A 21335-nucleotide genomic window follows, 5' to 3' on the forward strand; every position below is an offset into this window, starting at 1 on the left:
TCTGAACCGGACCGCTGATGCTCCAGCGGCGATTGTTGGACTTCGCTGCTGGCCGGCAATCGATTGGTAGTCGCGGTTTACTGTACTTTCAACGCCTTCCCTTGGGCTCCGATGGAGGGCATCTTACCCTGGTGGCCCACATCCTGTGATTTGAGTCCCAAGGCTTTGAGCAGGGCCCGATCCAGATGTTCCAGGCCTCCCTGGCTCTTTGCCGCTGCGGTCAGATCCCAGACCTTGCCATTGATCATGATGGTGGGTGTCGAAAACTCCCCCTTGGCATCCTTGGCGTCCTTGCGGGTGATGGCGTAGGCGTTGACCTTGTCCACCCATGGCCTGTAAGTACCCTGTGCGAAGCGGTCTGCCAGGGACCTGGGCACGCCTACCCCCACAGCCTGGTCGGCCAGGCGTGCGTCGGAGACGGCCTGATAGGAGCTTTCATCGGGCTGGAAGTCGGCGGCAAAGACGGCGGCGGCAAAGGCCGGCAGATGATCCGGATCCTCCTGGGCCACCATGGCCAGGGCGTTGTCCACGCGGCTGGAGTACTGGTCGCTTGAGGCTGAATCCAGGAAGTTCAAAAAGTTGTAGGTGACGTTGATCTGACCGGCGCCGATCATGCGCTGCAGCTGGGGATCGATGACCCGGCCCACCTTGCCGCACCAGGGGCACATGGGGTCCATGAAGATCTCAAGGGTCGGCGCATCGGCAACCTTCTTCCTGCTGCCGATCCCCTTGGCTGAAACAGTCAGCCCTCCCTGGTCGTCTGCCACCGATGGCGTGACGGTGACCTCTTGCAGGGCCTTGTAGGCCTTGGCATCCCCGCTGGGACCCTGACTGACTTGTGCGGTCGAGCCTGTGGATGAAGGCTTTTGGGCAGACTGGTTGCCTGCTGAATGATCTGCCCACAGCATGTATATGCCTGCCGCAAGCACCAGCACAAGAGCCACCGCCACCAGTACCAACGGCAGCCTCCGTGAGCGCTGTGCAAGCGCAGTTTCTTCAGGCTCGCTCACCTGAGGCTGGCCTGTCTCTGCCGGCTTCTCCTCAGTCGAAATTCGCCCGCCCGCAGGCTCCGCGGTATCCGAAGATTTCACCGTGTCGGTTCTTGTGGCCGAGACGGCAGGCTTGGCCGCATCCACCGCGTCGACCCCAGTCTGGTCCGGTTCCTCATGACCGTTCTGCTCCAGCGGTTTCGTCATGATCCATGGCCTTCCTTGCGATGATGATCCGTCGGCCTGCCCGTCGGACCTTTACCAATCTACACGAGGGTCGGCCGACAGAATGGCCGTCCGCAGAATGTGCGCCAATGTGGCCTGCATGCACAATCTGCACGCTGAATATGAGCCGGTCCCTTGTCTAGGCCCCGTAACGCTCCAAGTAGTCCCTGGCGGCATCGGCCGTGCGCTGATCCAGAATGGGCGACCCGTCCGGGCCCTTCATGGAGGCAGCGGCATCGAAGATCTGGCGGACATTGACGATGCTGATGACCGGGAAGTGGAATTCGTCCATAATGGATTCGACAGCCGAGCCTTGGCCCTGTCCGGTACGCTCCATCCGATCCACGGAGAGCACCAGGCCGACGATGGTCACCTTGGCCTGGGACATGATCTTGGGCACCACCTGGCGGACCGCGGTCCCGGCGGTCATGACGTCATCCACCAGCAGCACCCTCATGCCATCCCTTAACTGGGTGCCGACCATGAGCCCTCCGTCGCCGTGGTCCTTGACCTCCTTGCGGTCAAAGGTGTAGCCGACCGGCATGCCGTGCGCCCCGCTCAGTGCGATGGCGGTGGAGACGGCCAGGGGAATCCCCTTGTAGGCCGGACCGAAAACCGTGTCGATATCGACGGGCAGGGTCCCCTGCCTCACAGCCTGCACAATGGTCCGGGCGTAGAACTCCCCAAGCAGGGCGATCAGCCGTCCATCGTTGAAGGCCCCGGCGTTGATGAAGTAGGGCGAGCGCCGCCCCGACTTCAGGGTGAAGTCACCGAACTTGAGGGCTCCGCTCTGGAGGAGGAAGCTGGTGAAACTCTCCTGGATGCGGCGGGTCTGCTCCTGGGAATCCCCGTCACGCTCGGCCTTGTTTTCTGCTGCGGATGCGCTCATCGCCAGCACTCCCCTTTCTTGAGCAAATCGGCCAGCTCGGGCCGCTCGTCCAACAGATCATCCAGCTCCCGGGCCACCCTCATTGGTGCCACAGGGTCCACCAGGGCCGCAGCCCCCACCTCGACGGCGTTGGCCCCCGCATAGAGGAATTCCAAGGCCGTGCGTCCCGAATCGATGCCCCCGATACCGATGATGGGAATGTCGGGAAGTGCCCGGCGCACCCGCCAGACGAAGGACAGAGCTATGGGCAGGATGCAGGGGCCGGAGACGCCGCCGGTGCCCTGGGCCAGGATGGGCCTGCCTGTGTTGATGTCGATGCGCATGCCTACCAGGGTGTTGATCAGGCTGAGGGCATCCGCTCCCCCATCGACCGCCGCCTTGGCCACCTCCACGATATCGGTGACGTTGGGGGTCAGCTTGACCACCATGGGCTTGTCAGTCAGTCCCCGCAGCCTGGTGATCAGCCGGTTCAGGGCCTTGGCGTCGGTGCCCACGGACATCCCCCCATGTGAGACGTTGGGGCAGGAGACGTTGATCTCCAGCATGTCGGCCGGGGAGTCGGCCAGCTGTTCCACAACGATGGCGTAGTCCTCGTCGCTGTGGCCGGCCACATTGGTGACCACGTTGGCCCCCAGGGCCTTGAGCCTGGGCAGTTCGTCCACCAGGTAATGGTCCACGCCCGGGTTCTGCAGGCCCACGGAGTTGACCATGCCGGCGGGGCTCTCGGCTGTCCTGGGCGTGGGGTTGCCTTCCCAGGGCACCGGCGAAACCCCCTTGGTGGAGATGGCGCCCATCTGGGAGACGTCGTAGTAGTCCCCGCAGGCATCCAGGTTGAAGGTGCCCGAGGCCGTGCCCACCGGGTTCTTCCAGGGCGTGCCGGCCACAACGGTGCCATGCCGCCAGGCGTGCGGCTCCAGAGGGTCCATGATTGTCAGCCCGCTCATCGTGTCTCCTTCTTGTCCTCGCCTGCATCCCAGATCAGACGGTCGGCAGCAAAGACCGGGCCGTCCTTGCAGACCTTGAGCCTGCCGTCCACGGTGTCGACCACGCAGGCCACGCAGGTGCCGTAGCCGCAACCCATCCGCGACTCCATGCAGCACTGGGCAGGCAGGCCGGTCTTGCGGGCCCAGGCGGCCACGGCCCGCATCATGGGCAGGGGGCCGCAGGTCAGGATGATGGTCCGTCCCGGGTCGATGTCGCCGCGAACCCGATCCAAGAGGGTTATGACATCCCCGGAGGCATTGTCGATGGACTCCAACCGGTCGGTCAACGGGCCCATGATGGCATCGGCGAACCGATGGTCCCGGTAGCCCAGCAGGGCGGTGGTGCGCACACCGGACCGGCCTTTCAGGCACTGGGCTGCACGGATCAGCGGAGGGACGCCCAGGCCGCCGCCCACCAGCAGATAGTCAGCCGGCTTCCCCATGTCGAAGCCATGGCCCAGGGGTCCCAGCAGGTCCACAGCCATGCCTGGCTGCAGGCGGGAGAACTCATAGGTCCCCTGGCCCACGACGGCGAAGATGATCTCGATCTGCTCGCCCTCCAGAACCCGACTGATGCCGAAGGGTCTGGGCATCATGGTCATGCGATCGGCCGAATAGAGGTTGATGAAGGCTCCTGCCGGAGCGTGGGCTGCCAGGTAGGGGTCGCAGATGGTCATCCGCCAAACCTGCCGGTCCAGGGGCTCCATGCCGGTGACCTGGGCCGTGCGGCGTCCGGGCATGCGGCCTGCCTGTCGGGCCTGCTCCTCCACCCGGCTGGTGGATATGAAGAGGTTGGGTTTCATCGGGCCTCCTTGATCGCCTGATTGAGATCGTCCTTCATGGCCTGCGCGGCTCGGCGGGCATCGCGGGTGACCATGCCCAGGGCCGCCTGAACGCTGAGCTGCGGGCTGTAGTCCGGATCCTTCCGCCAGGCCGCGATGATTCCCCGGGAGGAATTGACCACAGCACCGCCGCCGGACCGGTCGAACATGGGCGCCACGTCGGCTGCGGAACCGCCCTGGGCTCCATAGCCGGGGACCAGGAAGAAGGTATGGGGCATGGCCTGACGCAGAAGGGCCCCGTCCTCGGGGTGGGTGGCACCGACTACGGCTCCAAGCCTGGAGTATCCTGATTCGCCGATGGAGGGCTGCCCCCAGGTTTCGACCAGGCCACCCAAGCGCTGATAGATGGTGCCGCCGCCTGAATCTGGGTCCAGGCCAAGTTCCTGGATCTGGCTGCCCGAGGGGTTGGAGGTGCGCACCAGGGCGAAAAGGTCACCCTGGATATGCTCGGCCGCCTGCAGGAAGGGTTCCACACCGTCGGAGCCCAGGTAGACGTTGATGGTCAGGGCATCCTCATACCAGGGGAACCTCCCGCCTGCCCGGGCCGGCCCATCCACTGGCTGCCCCGGGGCGAAGGACAGGGGAAGCCCGTCCAGGTGGGCGGCGTAGGCCTCGGCCGTGGAACCGATGTCCCCGCGCTTGACATCCCCGATGACGTAGAGTCCCCGGTCGGCTGAGGCCCGGCAGGTACCGGTGTAGGCCCTGATGCCCCAGGGTCCCAGAGCCTCGTACATGGCGATCTGGGGTTTGACTGCAGGCACCAGATCGGCCACGCCTTCCAGGATGGCCAGGTTGAAGCGCAGATAGGCGCGGGCCAGGTGGTCCGCCCAGACGGCCTGGGCCTGCTCGCCCTCGGTTTGCTGCGGGTCCTTGGGGTCCAGGCCCATCCGGGCCATGCTTCCGGCGGCGCGCTGCCTGGCCTGCTCGATCAGCTGGCCGGGCAACAGTTCCGGTCGCGGATCCAGGCCGACCACGGTCGGATTCTGTTTGTCCTGAATGAGCGCGGTCAGTCGGTCCATGCACGGATCCTTTCCCTGGTGATGACACGGCTTGCGGGCAGGCGGGAGAAGACCAGACGCCCATCCCTGATGGTGGCCATGACCCTTCCGGTCAGTTCCGTCCCGGCAAAGGGGGTGTTCCTCGCCTTGGAGTGGAAGCGGCTGGGATCAACCTTCCACCTGGCCTCAGGGTCCATGATGACCAGGTCGACGGGTGGCTGGCCGGCATCACTGTGCTGATCGGACTCCAGCCGAGGATGATCCGTGTTGTTTGCCTTGTGCGAGGGCAGGTTTTCAGGCAGGAGCCGATGCATGCCCATGAGCTCGGCTGGAGCCAGGGACATGAGCTCAATCAGACGGTCATGACTGATGAGCCCGCTTTTGACCAGGACCTGGTTGCAGACCGCGTAGGCAGTCTCCAGGCCGATGATGCCGTTGGGGGCATCCTTGAGCCCCAGGGCCTTCTCAGCGGCGGTGTGCGGGGCGTGGTCGGTGGCGATCATGTCCACAGTGCCGTCGGCCACGGCTTCCAGGGCCGCCTGCTGGTCGGCGCGGGAGCGCAGCGGAGGGTTCATCTTGGCCATGCTGCCGCTGCGCAACAGGTCCTCGTCGCATAGGGCCAGATAGTGGGGCGCGGTCTCGCAGGTGACCGACAGTCCGCGGGCCTTGGCGCGGCGGACGGCATCGAATCCCCCGGCGGTGCTGACATGCTGCAGATGCACCCTGGTGCCGGTGCGTTCCGCCAACTCGATGTCGCGATGGATGATGGCGGTCTCGGTCGAGGCGGGAATCCCCTCCAACCCCAGTTGACGGCTGACAGTGCCAAGATTGACCTGACCGTGCTCGTGGTGTTCGCAGTGGTCCAGGATGGGCAGATCGAATTCCCGGGCGTTGGCGGCCACGTCCTCCAGGGTTTGGTCGGTCACGGCCGAGCCGTCATCGCTGATGGCCACTACAGGGTGTACCCATCCGTGACCAGGCAGGTGCCCCGACCAGTCGTCTGGGTTTGAGGCCTGACGGCCGGCCCGGTCCAGAGTGGCCGCCACGCAGAGGGCGTAGTCCACCGGCAGATGTAGTCCGTGGTCCCGCTCATAGGATTCCAGATAGTCGATGACCGTGCGCCCATTGGCCATCCGAGCTCGGCCGTCCATGGCGGGCTGGGTGTTGGGCATGAGCAGTATCAGCCCGTAGCCTCCGGCCGCTGCGGCAGCTGTGCCGGTCACCATGTCTTCCTTGTCGGTCTGTCCAGGGTCGCGCAGGTGGACATGGGGGTCGACCAGGGCCGGAGCCAGCACCAGCCCCGAGGCGTCTATCTGATCGACCTCTGCCGACATGGCGCCGGTCTCGTCAATCAGCGCGCTGTCGGCGGCCTGGGGAAGCACCAGATCGACCGGCCTGCCGCTGCGCCAATCGGTCAACCCCAGCAGCCGCATGTCAGTCTTCTGCCTTCTCGTCGCAGTAGTCGCAGCGGTAGACCCCGGCAGCGTCCAGGTGGAAGCGCTGGTCCACGCCGGTCTCCACCGTGGTGACGCAACGGGGGTTGACGCAGGTGATGACGTTGACCAGATGGTTGGGGCGGTCCGGCTGATGCTTGCTGACGATCCTGCCCTGCCGGACCACGTCGACGGTGGCCTCGGGGGCGATGAACCCCAAGGCTGTCAGGTCCAGATCCCCGGTCTGCTCGATCTTGATGATGTCCTTGGATCCGTACTTGCGGCTGTCCGTATTCATGATCAGGGCCAGCCGGGTCTTCGCCGGGTCCACGCGCAGGTAGTGCAGGACCTTCAGGGCCGTGCCCGCACGAACGTGGTCAATGATGATGCCGTCGACAATGCTGGTGACCTTCATGCCGCCACCTCCTTCTGCTTGCGGTAACCGGGCAGCTCGTCGCCCAGCAGGGCGCTCTCCAGGGCCATTCTGACCAGCATGCCGTTGCGGACCTGCTGGAAGTAGGCCGCACGCGGATCATTGTCCACCTCCACGGCGATCTCGTTGACCCTGGGCAGCGGGTGGAGGATGGCCATGTCGGGTCGCGCAGCCCGAAGCTTGTCGGCATCCAGAATGTAGGTGTCGCGCAGGCGCAGGTAGTCGTCCTCGTTGAAGAAGCGCTCCTGCTGGACACGGGTCATGTAGAGCACGTCCAGGTCGCCGATGACCCCGTTCAAGTCCCCGGTCTCCCGGTAGGTGCAGTCGGCCGAGGAACGAATCCTCTCCAGGACGTATTCGGGGGTGCGCAGCTCGTCGGGGCTGATCAGGACGAAATCCACGTGTCCCAGGCGGCAGAGGGTGGCGATCAGGGAGTGGACGGTGCGACCGAAGGTCAGATCCCCGCACAGGCCGATGGTCAGGTGGTTCAGCCGACCCTTGCGGGCGCGGATGGTGGCCAGGTCGGTCAGGGTCTGGGTCGGGTGCATGTGTCCGCCGTCGCCGGCGTTGATGACCGGGACCGTGGCTGCCTGGGAGGCCACCAGGGCGGCACCCTCCTTGGGGTGGCGGATGGCCACGATGTCGGCATAGTTGGAGACGGTCTTCAGGGTGTCGCTGATTGACTCCCCCTTGGAGACGCTGGCCAGCTGGGCGCCGGCGAACCCGATGACCTGGCCGCCCAGACGGAGCATGGCGGTCTCGAAGCTGAGCCGGGTGCGGGTGCTGGGTTCATAGAAGAGCGTGGCCAGGACCCGGCCGTCGCAGGTGTGGGCCACCTGACGGCGATGGGTGTCGATGTAGGCCGCCCGATCCAGAAGGTCCAGGATCTGGGTCATGGGAATGTCGTCGAGGGTTACCACACTTCGCCCACGAAGAGGAACGACGTCGGAAGAGGTTTTGGATGCGTGATCAACTTGTTGGGACAACGGCTCACCTTCCTCAAGGTGGCCACCTTATGTGACCTGAACAAGCATACGACGCCGGATGGACCCGGGGTCAGCCTCCGTAGAAGAGCCGTTCCATGACCTGCCTGCAGCGGCGCATGGCCGCCAGCAGCTCGTTGACGAAGTGCTGGCCCCGGTGGGCCGGGTAGCCCAGACAGACCGCGATGCCTCCCAGAACCTGACCGTCGTCCGGCAGGATGTCCGCCTGTAAGACCCTTCCGGACCAGAGGAAGTTGGCGTTGCGGGCTGCGGTGCAGAGCACCCAGCTGCGGCGCAGGGCCCCGGCATCCTTGGTCTCTATGAGTCCCGCAGCCTCCAGGGCGTCCAGGGCAGTCAGCGTGCCGGTGACCTGCAGCTCAGGCAGATCGTGGGCGTAGCGCAGCTGGAGGAGCTGAACCGTCCACTCCACGTCAGACAGCCCTCCCCGACCCAGCTTCAGATGCCGGTCCCGACGCACCCCGCGCGGCAGCCGCTCCGCCTCCATCCTGGCCTTGAGACGGCGGATCTGCCCCAGCTCCTCCTCATTGGGCTGCTGCGCGGGGTAGCGAAGCGGATTGGCTATGCCCTCCAGGAAGTCATCGGCCAAACCGGCATTCCCGGCTGCAAATCTGGCCCGGATCAGTGCCTGATGTTCCCAGGTATCTGACCAGTCGCGGTAGTAGCGCTGGTAGGAGTCCAGGGAACGCACCAGAGGCCCCTGGCGTCCTTCGGGGCGCAGGTCGAAGTCCAGGTCGATGCCGGGCTCCAGACTGGCCCGTCCAGTCAGGACGGCCCGCAGGTCGGCGGTCACTCCACGTGCGAATTCGGCCGCCTGGTCCTGATCAGCGCCCGATGCGGGACGGTAGACCAGCATGATGTCGGCATCTGAGTTGAAGTTGACCTCCCTGCCCCCGTAACGCCCCATGGCGATGAGGGCCATTTCTGCCGGCGCACTAGTTTGTTCCAGACGGTGATCCACGGCCCAGTCCAGGGCGGCATCGATGGCGGCATCGTAGACATCCGACATCCCGGACAGGCAGGCCTGCTGATCGTCCACCCCGCTCATCCAGCCCAGCCCGATCCGCTCGATCTCCTGTCGGCGCATGGCCCGCACAGCGGTGGCGAACTCCTCCAGTGAGTCCGCGTGCCGGGTTCGATAGGCAGCAGCGCGCTTGTCCAGGGTGGCCCGATCACGGGGGATCATGTCCTGGTCATGGCCCAGCCAGGTCACCGACTGAACGGACCTGGCCAGAGCGCCGGACAGATAGCGGGAGTTGGACAGGACGTGGCAGAGGCGGCGGGCGGCCGAGGTGGAGTCCCGCAGGAAGCCCAGGTAGGTGCTCTTGCCGCCGAAGTGCTCCTCAAGGGTTCGCCAGCCCAGAAGACCCATGTCCGGATCCTGCCCCTCCCCCAGCCATTGGAGGACGGCTGGCATAAGAATACGGTTGATCCTCCCCGACCGGGTGACCCCTGTGGTCAGTGCCGTGACGTGGCGGATGGCTGCATCGGGGTCGGCAAAGCCGATGGATGCGAACCTGGCGCGGGCCGCCTGGGGGCGCAGGCTGACCTCATCCTCGTCCACCTGGGCGTTGATGGGCAGCATGGGACGGAAGTAGATGGCCTGGTGAAGGTTGCGAACCTCGATTCTGGTGGCCTGGTATCGGGCCAGCATCTGGTCGGCATGCAGTCCGAAGGCCCGGGCCAGCCGCCGCAGATCGCGGTTGTTCTCCAGCTCCTCCAGACTGGGCGGCCGTTTGCCGGGGGTGCCTGAACGGTTGATTTTCGGGAAGAGGTGGGTGCGGCGCAGCTGCCACATCTGCAGACGATGTTCCATGACCCGTTCGAACCGATAGTCATGGTCCAGCTGGTCGCCGTGCTTGCGTGAAATGTAACCGCCACGGGACAGGGCCTGCAGGGCATCCAGGGTGGCCGGACAACGCAGATCGTCGTCGCTGGAGCCGTGGACCAGCTGGAGCATCTGGACGGTGAATTCAACATCCCGCAGTCCGCCCTGGCCAAGCTTGATCTCCCGCTCCTTGCGATTCTCGGGTATCAACCTCTCCACCCGCTGGCGCATCCGCTGGCAGTCGTAGACGAAGTTGGGTCGCTGGCAGGCACCCCAGACCAGGGGCTCGATCATGGCAGAGTAGTCCTGTCCCAGGGCCTTGTCGCCCGCAACCGGACGGGCCTTGAGCAGGGCCTGGAACTCCCAATTCTCGGCCCATTGGGCATAGTAGTCAGTGTAGGAGGCCAGACGACGGACCAGGGGACCGTCACGTCCCTCGGGCCTAAGGGCGGTATCAACCTTCCAGAGCGGCGGCTCGGTCGAACCGGGGATGACTGACTGGCAGACCCGCTGCAGGAGGACGGCCATGGCAGTGCCCACGGCGATGGGATCGGACTGACTGGTGTCCGTCCCCGAGGCCGGCTCCACCAAGTACATGAGATCCACATCGGACACGTAGTTGAGCTCCTGGGCACCCAGCTTGCCCATGCCGATGACCGCCAGACGACATGAATCCGCATCGGGAACCTGACGGCAGGCAATGCTCAGAGCCCCTTGAAGCGCAGCGTCGGCCATGTCGGACAGGGCCCGGCTGATTGCTGGCTCCAGCTCCAGAGGATTCTTGGCTGCCAGATCCCGGGCCATGACTGCAGCCAGCTGCAGCCGGTATTCGAACCGCAGCGCATCGGCGTAGGCCGCCAGCGAGGGCAGGGATTCTGAATTCTTCTCCACCCCATCCAAGGCGTCCAGGATACGCTTCTGTCTCGTTTCCGCCGGACAGGCAGCCAAGTGATCCGGATCCAGGGCAGCCGCCTCTACCAACTCCGGCCGCGAGCGCATCAGTCGGCCCATGGCCTCCGAGGCCCCCAGCACCCTGATCAGCGACTGGGCGGCCTCTTGGTTTTCCCGTGGGGACCCGGAAAGAAAGTCCGGCCTGACTCCCTGTGGATACTGTTCGAGAATTCGTGTCAGCCCCGCAAGGGCTTCGTCCGGATCGCAGGCCTGTCCCAGGGCTTGGACCAGGGTTTGCGCCAGAGTCTGGTCGTCCACCAGACGGGCAAGCCGATCCAGCCGAACCCGGGCCTTGTCCAGGTCGTGCAGCCCAAGGTGGATCAGGGTCGAAGTGGTCGGTCGCACCGGATCTTCCATGACTTATCCCCTGCCTTTCCTCAGGCCCGCAACGGCTCTGATGTCTGCGGAACCGGTACAGGCATTATAGGGGTGACGGGTCGTCAGCCCTTGCGGCCCTCCCGAAAGGCGCAGACGGCACAGTATACGGTGACCACAGCTAAGCAGACGGAGAAAATCATTGTAGGCCATGTCAGCAGGCTGCCGTCCCGCACAGCCTCAGCCAGAGATTGGACCAGCCAGATGGCGCAGGCCGCAGCAGTCAGGCCATACATCCGAGAACGAGCCTTGCCGGTGATACGCACGATTGTGCTCCTTTTTATCTATGTTCCGAAGATAGTTGATTGGCATGAGGGGCGACGGAAAGCGCCCGTCCCTCATGCCAATAATTGGTTAGCTCTTGCGGCGCTTGGACATGACGTCAATGGCCACGGCCAGGAGGAGCACCAGCCCCTTGATGGTCTTGACGATGGCCGTGTCCACGCCCATGATGGACAGCCCCTGGTTGATCACGCCCATGACGAAGGCTCCGACGACAGCCCCGGGAATGGTCCCGATGCCGCCGGTGACAGCCGTGCCACCGATGAAGCAGGATGCGATGGCGTCCATTTCAAACTCCATGCCAGCCTGGGCAGTGGCCGAGGCCAGTCGTGAAAGCATGCAGATGGCCGCCACAGCGGACAGGAAGCCCATGTGGACGAATAGCGTGAAGTCCACCCGTTTGGCGTTGATGCCCGAGAGCACGGCAGCCTTGCGGTTGCCGCCCACTGCGTAGACATGCCGGCCGAAGACGGTCCTGGTGAGGATGAAGTTGTAGATCAGGACCAATACGGCCACGATGACCAGCATTATGGGCGTTCCGCCCTGGTTCTCATTACCGGAGGAGGCCAGCAGGTAGGTCACGAAGAGGATGACGACTGCGGCCACGATGATCTTGCCGGTCATCAAGGCCTTGGGCTCGGGAACCAGACCTACAGCCAGGGTCTTACGACGACGGGCAATCTGCGACCAGGCGTATGCCAGGATGCAGATCAGGCCCAGCACCACGGTCAGGCCGTCGAAGGGCCCCCACCATCCCAGGATGTTGGGCAGGTAGTCGCGGGCGATCCCTCTGAACTGCGCGGAGGTAATGGGCACGGACTCACCGACGATGACTGTGGCCAGACCACGGAAGATCAGCATGCCGGCCAGGGTGGTGATGAATCCTGGAATGCCGATGACGGCGACCCAGAATCCCTGCCAGATGCCGATCAGCAGACCCACTATCAGGGACAGGCCGATGGCCACGATCCAGTTGACCCCCATATGCTCCATAAGGATGGCGCACACGCCTCCGATGAAGGCCACCAGAGAGCCCACCGACAGATCAATGTGGGTGGCGATGATGACCATGACCATGCCGATGGCCAGGATGATCACGTAGGCGTTCTGCTGGATCAGCGAGACGAAGCTGTTGGGCTTGAGCAGCACCCCCTTGGTCAGTATTTCGAAGACGACCACGATGACCACCAGGGCGCCGACGATGCCATACTGCCGGGCATTGCTGGCCAGGGAGGCCAGAATGCCAGGTCCTGCCTGTTCTTGTTCCACCGCCTGGGCGGTGCTCTTGTTGCTGTTGGGCGAGCTCATCTGGCTGCCACTCCCTTCTTTTCCTGGGTCATGCCCTTCATCAGATATTCCTGTGAGAAGTCCCGGCGCTCCACGTCGTTGGTGATGACCCCCTGGCTGACCGTATAAATACGGTCACAGATGCCGATCAGCTCTGGCAATTCCGAGGAGATGACCACCACAGCCTTGCCCTGGTCGACCAGCCGGTCGATGATCTCGTAGATCTCGTACTTGGCTCCCACATCAATGCCTCGGGTGGGCTCGTCCAGGATGAGCACATCAGGATCCGAAATCACCCACTTGGCCAGCACCACCTTTTGCTGGTTGCCGCCGGAAAGGGTGGAGACGGGTACATCGATGTTGCTGCACTTGATGTTGAAGTCCTTGCGGTACTCCTCCACCCGTGCCCTCTCAAGGTTCTCGTTCATGACTCCATGACTGCTCATTTTCTTGAGCGAGGCCATGGAGGCGTTTTCCCTGATGTTCTGAAGCAGGTTGAGTCCGAAGACCTTGCGGTCCTCAGTGGCGTAGGCCAAGCCCGAATCGATGGCCGACTGGACGTTCGGCAGCTCGACCTGACGACCATGTATCTCGATCCTGCCGCTGATGTGGCTGCCGTAGGACCGCCCGAAGATGCTCATGGCCATCTCGGTGCGGCCCGCACCCATGAGTCCCGCCAGTCCGACGATCTCACCCTGGTGAACCACCAGATTGGCATGATCGACCACGGTGCGGGAGGGATCCTGCGGGTGATGGACAGTCCAGTCGCTTACCTTGAGCACCTCCTTCCCGATGTGTGGCACGTGCTCTGGATAAAGGTTGGTCAGCTCGCGGCCGACCATCTTCTGGATGAGCAGATCCTGATCCAGAGGGTGGTCCGCGTCGATTCGCATACCGCCCACCGTGGAGCCATCCCGTAGAATGGTCACCCCATCCGCAATCTGCCCCACCTCACCCAGCTTGTGGGTGATGAGGATGCTGGTCACTCCCTGCTCGTCACGCAGCTGCCTGACCAGGTCCAGCAGATGATCGGAATCATCGTCGTTCAAGGCGGCTGTGGGCTCATCCAGAATAAGTAGCCTGACATGCTTGGACAGCGCCTTGGCGATCTCCACCAGCTGCTGCTTGCCCACTCCAAGATCCATGACCCTGGTGTCGGGATTCTCGTTCAGCCCTACACGCTCCAACAGACGCGAAGCCTTGGCCCTGGTGGTGTCCCAGTCCATTACGCCATTGTGGGCCTGCTCATTGCCTAGGAAGATGTTCTCCGCAATGGACAGGAAAGGGCTCAGCGCCAGCTCCTGATGGATGATGACGATGCCGTCGTCCTCCGAATCATTGATGGTCCGGTAGCGACAGGGCTTGCCATCGAACAGGATTTCGCCGGTATAGCTGCCGTGTGGATAGACCCCGGACAGCACATTCATCAGGGTGGACTTACCGGCCCCGTTTTCCCCACAGATGGCATGGATTTCGCCCTTGCGTACGTCCATGTCGACATTGGACAGGGCCTTTACCGGACCGAAGGTCTTGGTGATTCCCTGCATTCGCAACAAGATGTCCTCGTCGGACATACTTTCACCTCCTGTGCGCCGACCGTCCCTCCCCTTGACCGGAAGCGGGACGGTCGGGCGCGACTGTGATGCCAACCTCACTTGGTCAGCTGATCGAATCGGTCCTGGGTCAGGTATTTCGCCTTGACCAGATCGGTCAGGTTGTCCTTGGTGATGGCCTTGGGGTCCAGCAGCTTCGAAGGCACCTTGATGCTGTTGTTGTCAAAGGTGCCGTTGATACCGGTGACCTTCTTGCCTTGGGCGATTTCAATAATCATGTCGTAGACGGCCTGGGCCAGCTTGTTGACGTCCTTGAAGACGGTCTGGCCCTGCAGTCCCTTGGAGATGTTGGCCACGGAGATCTCCATGGCGTCCTGCCCGGTGATCTTGGGCCAGCTGTCGGTATTGGGCTGGATGTCGGGCCTCTTGGACTGGATGGCGTTGATGACTCCCTGGCTGATGCCGTCATAGGGGCTCAGCACCGCATCCAGCCGCTCGCCGTGGGAGTAGGTGGAATCGAGGATGGACTCCATGTCCTTCTGGGCCTGTTCGGTCTTCCAGGACTGCACCGAGATCTTCTGCCAGTCGGAGAGCTTGAAGTCCTTGGTCACACCGCCGCCATGCTGGGAGGGGCTGACCAGAACGCCTGACTGGAAGTAAGGCTGCAGCAGCTCCCAGGCCCCCTTGAAGAAGTACTTGGCGTTGTTGTCGTCGGGAGAACCGGTAAAGAGCTCAATGTTGAATGGACCCTTGGCTCCGTTTTTGAGCCCCAGCTGGTCAATCAGCCAGTTGGCCTCCAGCACGCCGGTGCGCTCAAGCTGGAAGGTCGCATAGTAATCAACGGCCTTGGTGTTCATGATTAGCCGGTCATAGGCGATGACCTTGGCCCCGGCATCCTTGGCCTTCTCGACAGCCGGTCCTACGGCGGTGCCGTCCTTGGAGGCCACCACCACGATCTTGGCGCCCTTGTTGACCATGTTCTCGATGTCGGCGTTTTGCTGGGCGGGCTTGTCGTCCGCAAAGGAGAGCACTACCTTGTAGCCTGCCTTCTCCAGTTTGCTCTTGAGGTTGTTGCCGTCCTTGTTCCAACGCTCCTCGGACTTGGTCGGCATGGACACACCGATGGTGGCGCCTTTGCTGATCGCCCCTCCCTCCTGGGAGGAACTGGAGGCACGTGATCCTCCACAGGCGCCCAGTCCGGTCAGCATGGCGACGCCAATGGCCGCCGCCATGGCACGTTGCATCATCTTCATGAAGACTCCTTCATCCTTGAATTCTCTGGCAGGCATCTCCGTCTGCCTGGGCCCCTTCATTGCAGGCCCAGTGGTCAGCATACCCAATTGTGTTAACTTTATCAACTCAATAAAGCACATTTTCCGATTGTCTGTTTTGTATATGAATTTAATAATTCACTCGAATCGTTCACTGCCATCGGCGAAAGGGCAGCTATTGGCGGGGGCAAGCCACGATCTTGGCTACACTGGAACCTATGGCACATCGATTGTTCGGTTCACAGTCCTCATTGCGTGAGGCCAACCGTGCACTACTGCTGGATACGATCCGAAGATTCGGCGCCATGACCCAGATCGAATTGGCTGAAAATACCGGGCTTTCAACAGCAACTGTATCCAACCTGGTACGTCTAATGGGCGATCAGGGACTTCTGGAGACATCCTCAACCACCAGAAACGGCCGTCGCGCCACCCTGGTCATGCTGGCCCGCCGCAAGGGCCTCGGAGTCGGGCTCTACATCGGCCGTCACGAGATGCGGTTGGAAGTGGTCGACGCCAGCCATGCCATCCTGGCAGAGCATGATATGGCTCTGCCACGCCAGCACAAACCGGACACCACCCTGGAACGGGCCATGATCCTGATCAAGGAAACGTTGACCTCCATCGGTGCCCAATCGGACGAGCTTGTCGGTCTGGGCTTGGCCATGGGGGCCCCAGTGGACTGCAGAACTCACCGGCTGGCCATTCCCGGCATCCTGCGAGGCTGGGACAAGGAGGATTTGATAGGCACCTTCCACGAGGCTTTCCAGGTGCCGGTCCAAGTGGACAACGATGCCAACTTCTCGGCTATGGCCGAGCTGAGAATGGGAGCAGCAGTCGGCAGACGAAACTTCGTTTACATCCACGCCAACGACGGTGTGGGCGCGGGAATCGTCATCAACGGCGAGGTATGGCGGGGCACCACCGGGCTTGCCGGCGAGATAGGCCATGTTCAGGTGGATCCCCTAGGCGATATCTGCATCTGCGGCAACCGCGGGTGCCTGAATACGGTGGTCGATGAGAGCCGCCTGGTCTCCTTGCTCAGCGTGACCCACGGGAACATGACCCTGGAGGATCTGGTGGCCAATGCCGTCAAGGGGGACCCGGGCTGCAGACGGATTGTAGGAGATGCGGCCATCCGCATCGGCAATGTAGTAGCCGATCTTTGCAACGCCGTGGATCCCGAAGTGGTGGTCCTGGGAGGCATCCTGAGTACAACCGAAGAGGTCTTTCTGGAACCCCTCCAGGAGACTCTCCAGCGCATGCTTTTCCCTGATGCCATGGTTCCCATGGAGGTTCTCCCTGCCCGCTATCCGATTACCGGTTCCGCTCTGGGGGCGGCTATGATGGCTGTCGATAGCGTCAACGAACACATTGATGTGTCCACCAAATCCGCAGGTCGATCATCGTAGAGGAGGTGACCTGGATTGCATGAAACCTCTGTCTTGATGCAGATGGAAGACCTCTGCATCAGGTTCGGGTTCGTTGAGGCCCTCAAACATATAAACCTGGATATTCGTCAGCACGAAGTGCTCGCCGTTGTGGGCGACAATGGAGCGGGCAAGTCCACACTGGTCAGGATTTTATCCGGCTTGATCCGACCCGATCAGGGTACGCTGCTCTGGAAGGGCCGACCGACCAGCATTCCCTCGATCAGAGTCGCCAACCAGTTGGGCATTGCAGCCGTCTTCCAAGGGCAGGACTTCTGCGACAACCTGGATGTCTCCTCCAACCTCTTCCTGGGCAAGGAGCTGCGCGATCGTCACCATCGCCGTGATGACGAAGCCATGCGTCGGCGCACCCGTCAGGTCCTCCAGTCGCTGTCCTCCCCCATCCGCGTGGGACAACCCATGGCTACCTTGTCTTTGGGACAAAAACAGACCGTATCAATCGCAAGGACTCTGCTGGACGATCCCGAGCTGATCCTGCTGGACGAACCGACGGCCTCCTTATCCGTCATGCAGTCCGCCGAGGTGCTCAACTACATCAAGCGCATGCGTTCCGAGGGCCGCAGCATCCTGATGGTCTGTCACGATCTGCCGGACGTTTTCGCGGTTTCTGACCGCATAGCAGTCATGCGCCAGGGACGTCTGGTAGGAGTCCTTCCTACGGCCAAGACATCTTATGAAACTGTAATAGCGTTGATTTCAGGCATTGATCCCGAGGATGTCATACAGGACCAGGAGCAGCTGGATGCCATGGCCAGAGCCAACGCCCGCGTCCACGCCCTGCGCGGCACCAGAAAGGCCTCGCCCGAGCAATCATGAAAGAAGGAACCCTAGAATGCACTTGACCGATACCCTCCTGACAATCGTGTGCGCCCTGATAGGGCTGGCGATAGGACTGATCTATGGACTTCTGCCGAAGAAAAACGACAGAATGACCGATTCTCAGCAACGCTGGATACCGGTCCTATCCTTGATCGGCCCCGGCCTTGTGGTAGTCATGATTCTGCTGGGACATGACCTGGCCTCCTGGTTGACCATAGGAGGGATGATCCTCGGTCTGTTGATTGGCATGATACCGCCGCTGAACAGGGCTGCACTCAAGGTCTGGCCATGGCTGAGGCCCCGCACCGACAATCAGGGCCAAAAGCGTCGCTGAAAGCTGGCGATCACGCTTTTGCCGTCATCGGTGCGGGGCCTCCCCCGCTTTTATGCAGTTATTTTTGGCTGCTGACCGGCTCCTCCTTGGCACCCACCTGACGGAAGAGGTGACGGACGTTGTGCCAGATGCGCCGGGTGACACCGGAGTGGTTCATGGAGTAGAGATGGATGCCGTCCACCCCATGAGCCACCAGGTCGGCAATCTGTTGAGAGGCGTAGATGATGCCCGCCTCGCGCAGGCTGGCCCGGTCGTCGCCCCAGCGCTCCAGGATGGACTCGACAGCCGCCGGGATCCGCGCCTTGCAGACCTCGCTCATGTGCCGGACCTGGCCCTCGTTGGTGATGGGCATGATGCCGGCCTCGATGGGCACCTGGATGCCGGCTGCCCGGGCCCGGTCCAGGAAGTCCAGAAAATCGGCGTTGTCGTAGAAGAGCTGTGAAACCAGGTGGTCCACACCGGAATCCACCTTGATTTTCAGATTCTCAATGTCCTCCTCGGGCGAGGCGGCCTCCGGGTGGGTCTCCGGATAACAGGCTCCGTATATCGACAGGTTGGGCCGACGCGACCGGATGTAGGCGGCAAGGTCGCTGGCGTGGTCGAAGACTCCGGCGGGCTCACGGCCCTCCACGCTGTCGCCGCGCAGGGCCAGTACCGCTGCCACCCCGGCGTCGTCGAACATGTCCAGGGCCTGGTCGATCACCTCGCGGTCCGCATACTGGGCCGTCAAGTGCGCCACGGCAGGGATGCCGTACTCGGTATGGATGGTCTTGGCTATGCGGGCCGTGGCTGTGCGGTCCGAGCGCCGACCGGTCCCGTAGGTCACCGAGATGAAGTCGGGCATCAGCCCTTCCAGCCCATCCAGGGTGTCGTAGATGGTGCCCACCGGGGCATCACGCTTGGGGGGAAAGACCTCCAGGGAAAAGATAGGCTCATGCATGATCCGACTCCTGACTGGACGATAGTTCCGCACGCACCTGATGGGCGGCGGCCACCATGTGCTCCAGGCTGGGCCAGGTCTCCTTGTCGCCTCGGGTCTTCAACCCGCAGTCGGGGTTGATCCAGACCTTGGCCGCGTCCAGCTTCTTGAGGATGGCGTGGATCCGGTCCACGATCTCCTCTGTGGAGGGGATGCGCGGCGAGTGGATGTCGTAGACTCCGGGGCCCGCCTCGGTCTCGAACCTGGCCTCCTGGATGGCATCCAGGACGGTCAGGTCGGAGCGGGAGGCTTCGAAGGAGATCACATCGGCGTCCATGGCATCAATGTCCTTGATGATGTCGTTGAACTCCGAGTAGCACATGTGGGTGTGAATTTGGGTAGTGGGTTTGACGCCGGAATGCACCAGCCGGAAGGCGGGGATGGCCCAGTCTAGGTATCGACTGTGCCAGTCGGAGCGCCGCAGCGGCAGCTTCTCGCGCAGGGCGGCCTCGTCGATCTGGATGATCCGGATGCCCGCGGCCTCCAGGTCCAGGACCTCGTCTCGGATGGCCAGGGCCAGCTGACGGGTCTGCTGCTTGTGATCGATGTCCTCGCGGGGCCAGGACCAGTTGAGAATGGTCACCGGACCGGTCAGCATCCCCTTGACCACATGGTTGGTGCGGGACTGTGCATAAGAGGACCAGCGCACGGTGATGGGCCGGGCGCGGGAGATGTCCCCCCAGACGATGGGAGGCTTGACGCAGCGGGTGCCATAGGACTGGACCCAGGCATTCCGGGTGAAGAGGTAGCCCTTGAGGTTCTGGCCGAAGTACTCGACCATGTCGTTGCGCTCGAACTCGCCATGGACCAGCACATCCAGGCCGATCTGCTCCTGGTGGTCGATAACCTGATCGATCTTCCGGGCGATGAAGTCGTCGTAGTCCTTCTGACTGATCTCCTTCTTGCGCAGGCGGGCACGCTCGGCGCGGACCTCGGCGGTCTGGGGGAAGGAGCCGATGGTGGTGGTCGGCAGCAGGGGCAGACCCAGCTCCTGTGCCTGGATCCTCTGGCGCTCGGGCCGGGCCGGGGTACGCACAAAGTCCTCGTCCTTAAGGCCGGCCAGGCGCTGCTGCACCTGGGGGTCGGGCTGGACGCGGCTGCCGTCGAAGAGCTTCTGGTTGTCGGCAAGGGCCTTACTGGAGCGGCGCTGGTCCTCGTCGGCATCGGCCAGCCGGGCCAGGTCGTGCAGCTCGCCCAGCTTCTCCAGGGCAAAGGCGAAGTGAGGGCGCACGGTGTCGGCATCCAACCCGTCCTCGTCGGCCACGGTATAGGGCACGTGCAGCAGTGAACATGCGGTGGACACCACCACGTTCGGGGTCACCTGGTGCAGGGCATCCAGCAGGCCCAGGCTGACTGCATAGTCGTTGCGCCAGATGTTGCGGCCGTTGACCAGGCCGGCGAAGATGGTGGTTCCCTCCGGCACGCCGTGCTCCTTGAGGGCGGCCAGGTTCTCATCCCTGCCCTCGACCAGATCCAGGCCGATGCCGTCGAAGCCCAGGTCAGCCAGCCGGGCATAGCAGTCGCCAATATGGCCGAAGTAGGTGTTGAGCAGGATACGGACCTTGCCCTGGCCGCTCTGGCGGGCCTTGAGAATGGGCCCATAGAGGGTATCGAAGAGGTCCTGGTCGCCCGGTTCCTTGTCCAGGACCAGGTAGGGCTCGTCCAGCTGTATCCAGTCGGCGCCAAGGCCGATGAACCGCTCCAGTATGGTCGCATAGGCCTTGGCCAGGTCCTGGACCAGTGCCGGGTCAGGATCCAGCAGCTCGCCCTGGGGGCCGCGTGCCAGCTTGAGGAAGGTGTAGGGGCCGATCAGCACCGGCTTGGTGGCGATGCCCTGCTCGCGTGCCTCCTGGAACTCCTTGAACGGCTTGTCGCCCTCAAGGGCGATTTTGGTATCCTGGTCGATCTCGGGCACCAGATAGTGGTAGTTGGTGGTGAACCACTTCTTCATGGGCAGGGCGGTCACATCACCCTGCTCCCCCTGGTAGCCGCGGCCCATGGCGAAGAGGGTGTCCTCGGGGCCCAGTCCCAGCTTCCGATAGCGCCCGGGTACGACGCCCAGGAGGATGGACGTGTCCAGGACCTGGTCGTAGTAGCTGAAATCGTTGACGGGAATAAGGTCGACGCCGGCCTGCTGCTGAAGCTGCCAGTGCCTGGCCCGCAGATCGGCGGCCGTGCGCCGGACCTCGTCCAGATTCCGTTCGCCCTTCCAATAGCCCTCGATGGCCCTCTTGAGTTCGCGGTGCGCGCCAATGCGCGGGAATCCGGACACGGATGTAATCGCTGCCATGAAACCTCCCAGTTTCGTCCTGATGTCTTTGGTCAGCCTATCAGCGGCGGGGGGAGGCGGGTAATTGGTGCAAATAAGGTGTCGCCATAACCTGAATCGATAACGACATGACAACAGCCACG

Annotated in this window: 18 protein-coding genes; 3 read left to right on the top strand and 15 right to left on the bottom strand. The window is 62.9% G+C overall.

Annotated features, from left to right (window positions below; genetic code table 11):
* Positions 1–77 precede the first annotated feature (77 nt).
* The 13 genes from H3S97_RS05490 to H3S97_RS05550 form a co-directional block, all read right to left on the bottom strand.
* Entirely contained in the window at positions 78–1196 is a 1119-nt protein-coding gene (locus tag H3S97_RS05490; RefSeq protein ID WP_198219897.1) for a DsbA family protein, read from the bottom strand.
* Between the two features lie 157 nt (positions 1197–1353).
* Positions 1354–2103 carry an orotate phosphoribosyltransferase gene (gene pyrE, locus H3S97_RS05495; RefSeq protein WP_232356291.1) on the bottom strand — a complete coding sequence of 250 codons (750 nt, stop codon included), beginning with the start codon at positions 2101–2103 and terminating at the stop codon, positions 1354–1356.
* A complete protein-coding gene (locus H3S97_RS05500; RefSeq protein WP_198219898.1) occupies positions 2100–3047 on the bottom strand; it encodes a dihydroorotate dehydrogenase in 948 nt (315 codons plus the stop codon). The genes pyrE and H3S97_RS05500 overlap by 4 nt, the downstream gene beginning before the upstream one ends.
* The gene (locus H3S97_RS05505) at positions 3044–3889 is read right to left on the bottom strand and encodes an iron-sulfur cluster-binding protein (RefSeq protein WP_198219899.1); all 846 of its coding nucleotides are present in this window, start codon (positions 3887–3889) and stop codon (positions 3044–3046) included. Before H3S97_RS05505 ends, H3S97_RS05500 begins: the two co-directional genes overlap by 4 nt.
* Positions 3886–4947 carry an orotidine-5'-phosphate decarboxylase gene (gene pyrF / locus H3S97_RS05510; protein WP_198219900.1) on the bottom strand — a complete coding sequence of 354 codons (1062 nt, stop codon included), beginning with the start codon at positions 4945–4947 and terminating at the stop codon, positions 3886–3888. Before pyrF ends, H3S97_RS05505 begins: the two co-directional genes overlap by 4 nt.
* The gene (locus tag H3S97_RS05515; RefSeq protein ID WP_198219901.1) at positions 4935–6359 is read right to left on the bottom strand and encodes a dihydroorotase; all 1425 of its coding nucleotides are present in this window, start codon (positions 6357–6359) and stop codon (positions 4935–4937) included. The genes pyrF and H3S97_RS05515 overlap by 13 nt, the downstream gene beginning before the upstream one ends.
* Before the next feature lies 1 nt (position 6360).
* On the bottom strand, positions 6361–6774 hold the full coding sequence (locus H3S97_RS05520) for an aspartate carbamoyltransferase regulatory subunit (protein ID WP_015021856.1): 414 nt from the start codon (positions 6772–6774) through the stop codon (positions 6361–6363).
* The gene (gene pyrB / locus H3S97_RS05525; protein ID WP_198219902.1) at positions 6771–7778 is read right to left on the bottom strand and encodes an aspartate carbamoyltransferase; all 1008 of its coding nucleotides are present in this window, start codon (positions 7776–7778) and stop codon (positions 6771–6773) included. The genes H3S97_RS05520 and pyrB overlap by 4 nt, the downstream gene beginning before the upstream one ends.
* 70 nt (positions 7779–7848) lie before the next feature.
* Positions 7849–10929 (bottom strand): bifunctional [glutamine synthetase] adenylyltransferase/[glutamine synthetase]-adenylyl-L-tyrosine phosphorylase, encoded by a 3081-nt coding sequence (locus H3S97_RS05530; protein ID WP_198219903.1) that lies wholly within the window; start codon positions 10927–10929, stop codon positions 7849–7851.
* A gap of 83 nt (positions 10930–11012) precedes the next feature.
* Positions 11013–11213: a carbon starvation protein gene (locus H3S97_RS05535; RefSeq protein ID WP_198220007.1), complete on the bottom strand. Its 201-nt coding sequence runs from the start codon at positions 11211–11213 to the stop codon at positions 11013–11015.
* Positions 11214–11301: 88 nt separating this feature from the next.
* On the bottom strand, positions 11302–12537 hold the full coding sequence (gene mmsB, locus H3S97_RS05540; protein WP_024627987.1) for a multiple monosaccharide ABC transporter permease: 1236 nt from the start codon (positions 12535–12537) through the stop codon (positions 11302–11304).
* Positions 12534–14090 (bottom strand): sugar ABC transporter ATP-binding protein, encoded by a 1557-nt coding sequence (locus tag H3S97_RS05545; RefSeq protein ID WP_198219904.1) that lies wholly within the window; start codon positions 14088–14090, stop codon positions 12534–12536. The genes mmsB and H3S97_RS05545 overlap by 4 nt, the downstream gene beginning before the upstream one ends.
* A 77-nt stretch (positions 14091–14167) precedes the next feature.
* On the bottom strand, positions 14168–15322 hold the full coding sequence (locus tag H3S97_RS05550) for a substrate-binding domain-containing protein (protein ID WP_198184202.1): 1155 nt from the start codon (positions 15320–15322) through the stop codon (positions 14168–14170).
* A 236-nt stretch (positions 15323–15558) separates the two neighbouring features.
* Here H3S97_RS05550 and H3S97_RS05555 point away from each other — a divergent pair, with 236 nt between their 5' ends.
* From H3S97_RS05555 to H3S97_RS05565, 3 genes are read left to right on the top strand one after another with little or no spacing between them, the layout of a single operon-like run.
* Positions 15559–16752 carry an ROK family transcriptional regulator gene (locus H3S97_RS05555; RefSeq protein ID WP_198184203.1) on the top strand — a complete coding sequence of 398 codons (1194 nt, stop codon included), beginning with the start codon at positions 15559–15561 and terminating at the stop codon, positions 16750–16752.
* Positions 16753–16788: 36 nt separating this feature from the next.
* The gene (locus tag H3S97_RS05560) at positions 16789–17607 is read left to right on the top strand and encodes an ATP-binding cassette domain-containing protein (protein ID WP_232356293.1); all 819 of its coding nucleotides are present in this window, start codon (positions 16789–16791) and stop codon (positions 17605–17607) included.
* A 16-nt stretch (positions 17608–17623) separates the two neighbouring features.
* Entirely contained in the window at positions 17624–17944 is a 321-nt protein-coding gene (locus tag H3S97_RS05565; protein WP_198219905.1) for a hypothetical protein, read from the top strand.
* 58 nt (positions 17945–18002) lie between these two features.
* Here H3S97_RS05565 and metF read toward each other — a convergent pair whose 3' ends face one another.
* Together metF and metE are read right to left on the bottom strand one after the other, a co-directional pair.
* Entirely contained in the window at positions 18003–18884 is an 882-nt protein-coding gene (metF, locus tag H3S97_RS05570) for a methylenetetrahydrofolate reductase [NAD(P)H] (RefSeq protein WP_121914689.1), read from the bottom strand.
* Complete coding sequence (metE, locus tag H3S97_RS05575; protein WP_198219906.1) at positions 18877–21213, bottom strand: 5-methyltetrahydropteroyltriglutamate--homocysteine S-methyltransferase; 2337 nt, start codon at positions 21211–21213, stop codon at positions 18877–18879. The genes metF and metE overlap by 8 nt, the downstream gene beginning before the upstream one ends.
* Between the last annotated feature and the right edge of the window lie 122 nt (positions 21214–21335).

This window comes from Bifidobacterium choladohabitans, assembly GCF_016102005.1.
Taxonomy (GTDB): domain Bacteria; phylum Actinomycetota; class Actinomycetes; order Actinomycetales; family Bifidobacteriaceae; genus Bombiscardovia; species Bombiscardovia choladohabitans.

Excerpts from the sequence above, each read along its gene's own strand:
- H3S97_RS05565 (WP_198219905.1), top strand. The coding sequence starts at position 17,624 with ATGCACTTGACCGATACCCTCCTGACAATCGTGTGCGCCCTGATAGGG.
- H3S97_RS05555 (WP_198184203.1), top strand. The coding sequence starts at position 15,559 with ATGGCACATCGATTGTTCGGTTCACAGTCCTCATTGCGTGAGGCCAAC.
- H3S97_RS05545 (WP_198219904.1), bottom strand. The coding sequence starts at position 14,090 with ATGTCCGACGAGGACATCTTGTTGCGAATGCAGGGAATCACCAAGACC.
- mmsB (WP_024627987.1), bottom strand. The coding sequence starts at position 12,537 with ATGAGCTCGCCCAACAGCAACAAGAGCACCGCCCAGGCGGTGGAACAA.
- metE (WP_198219906.1), bottom strand. The coding sequence starts at position 21,213 with ATGGCAGCGATTACATCCGTGTCCGGATTCCCGCGCATTGGCGCGCAC.
- H3S97_RS05550 (WP_198184202.1), bottom strand. The coding sequence starts at position 15,322 with ATGAAGATGATGCAACGTGCCATGGCGGCGGCCATTGGCGTCGCCATG.
- H3S97_RS05500 (WP_198219898.1), bottom strand. The coding sequence starts at position 3,047 with ATGAGCGGGCTGACAATCATGGACCCTCTGGAGCCGCACGCCTGGCGG.
- H3S97_RS05490 (WP_198219897.1), bottom strand. The coding sequence starts at position 1,196 with ATGACGAAACCGCTGGAGCAGAACGGTCATGAGGAACCGGACCAGACT.
- H3S97_RS05530 (WP_198219903.1), bottom strand. The coding sequence starts at position 10,929 with ATGGAAGATCCGGTGCGACCGACCACTTCGACCCTGATCCACCTTGGG.
- metF (WP_121914689.1), bottom strand. The coding sequence starts at position 18,884 with ATGCATGAGCCTATCTTTTCCCTGGAGGTCTTTCCCCCCAAGCGTGAT.
- H3S97_RS05520 (WP_015021856.1), bottom strand. The coding sequence starts at position 6,774 with ATGAAGGTCACCAGCATTGTCGACGGCATCATCATTGACCACGTTCGT.
- H3S97_RS05505 (WP_198219899.1), bottom strand. The coding sequence starts at position 3,889 with ATGAAACCCAACCTCTTCATATCCACCAGCCGGGTGGAGGAGCAGGCC.
- H3S97_RS05560 (WP_232356293.1), top strand. The coding sequence starts at position 16,789 with ATGCAGATGGAAGACCTCTGCATCAGGTTCGGGTTCGTTGAGGCCCTC.
- H3S97_RS05515 (WP_198219901.1), bottom strand. The coding sequence starts at position 6,359 with ATGCGGCTGCTGGGGTTGACCGATTGGCGCAGCGGCAGGCCGGTCGAT.
- pyrE (WP_232356291.1), bottom strand. The coding sequence starts at position 2,103 with ATGAGCGCATCCGCAGCAGAAAACAAGGCCGAGCGTGACGGGGATTCC.
- pyrF (WP_198219900.1), bottom strand. The coding sequence starts at position 4,947 with ATGGACCGACTGACCGCGCTCATTCAGGACAAACAGAATCCGACCGTG.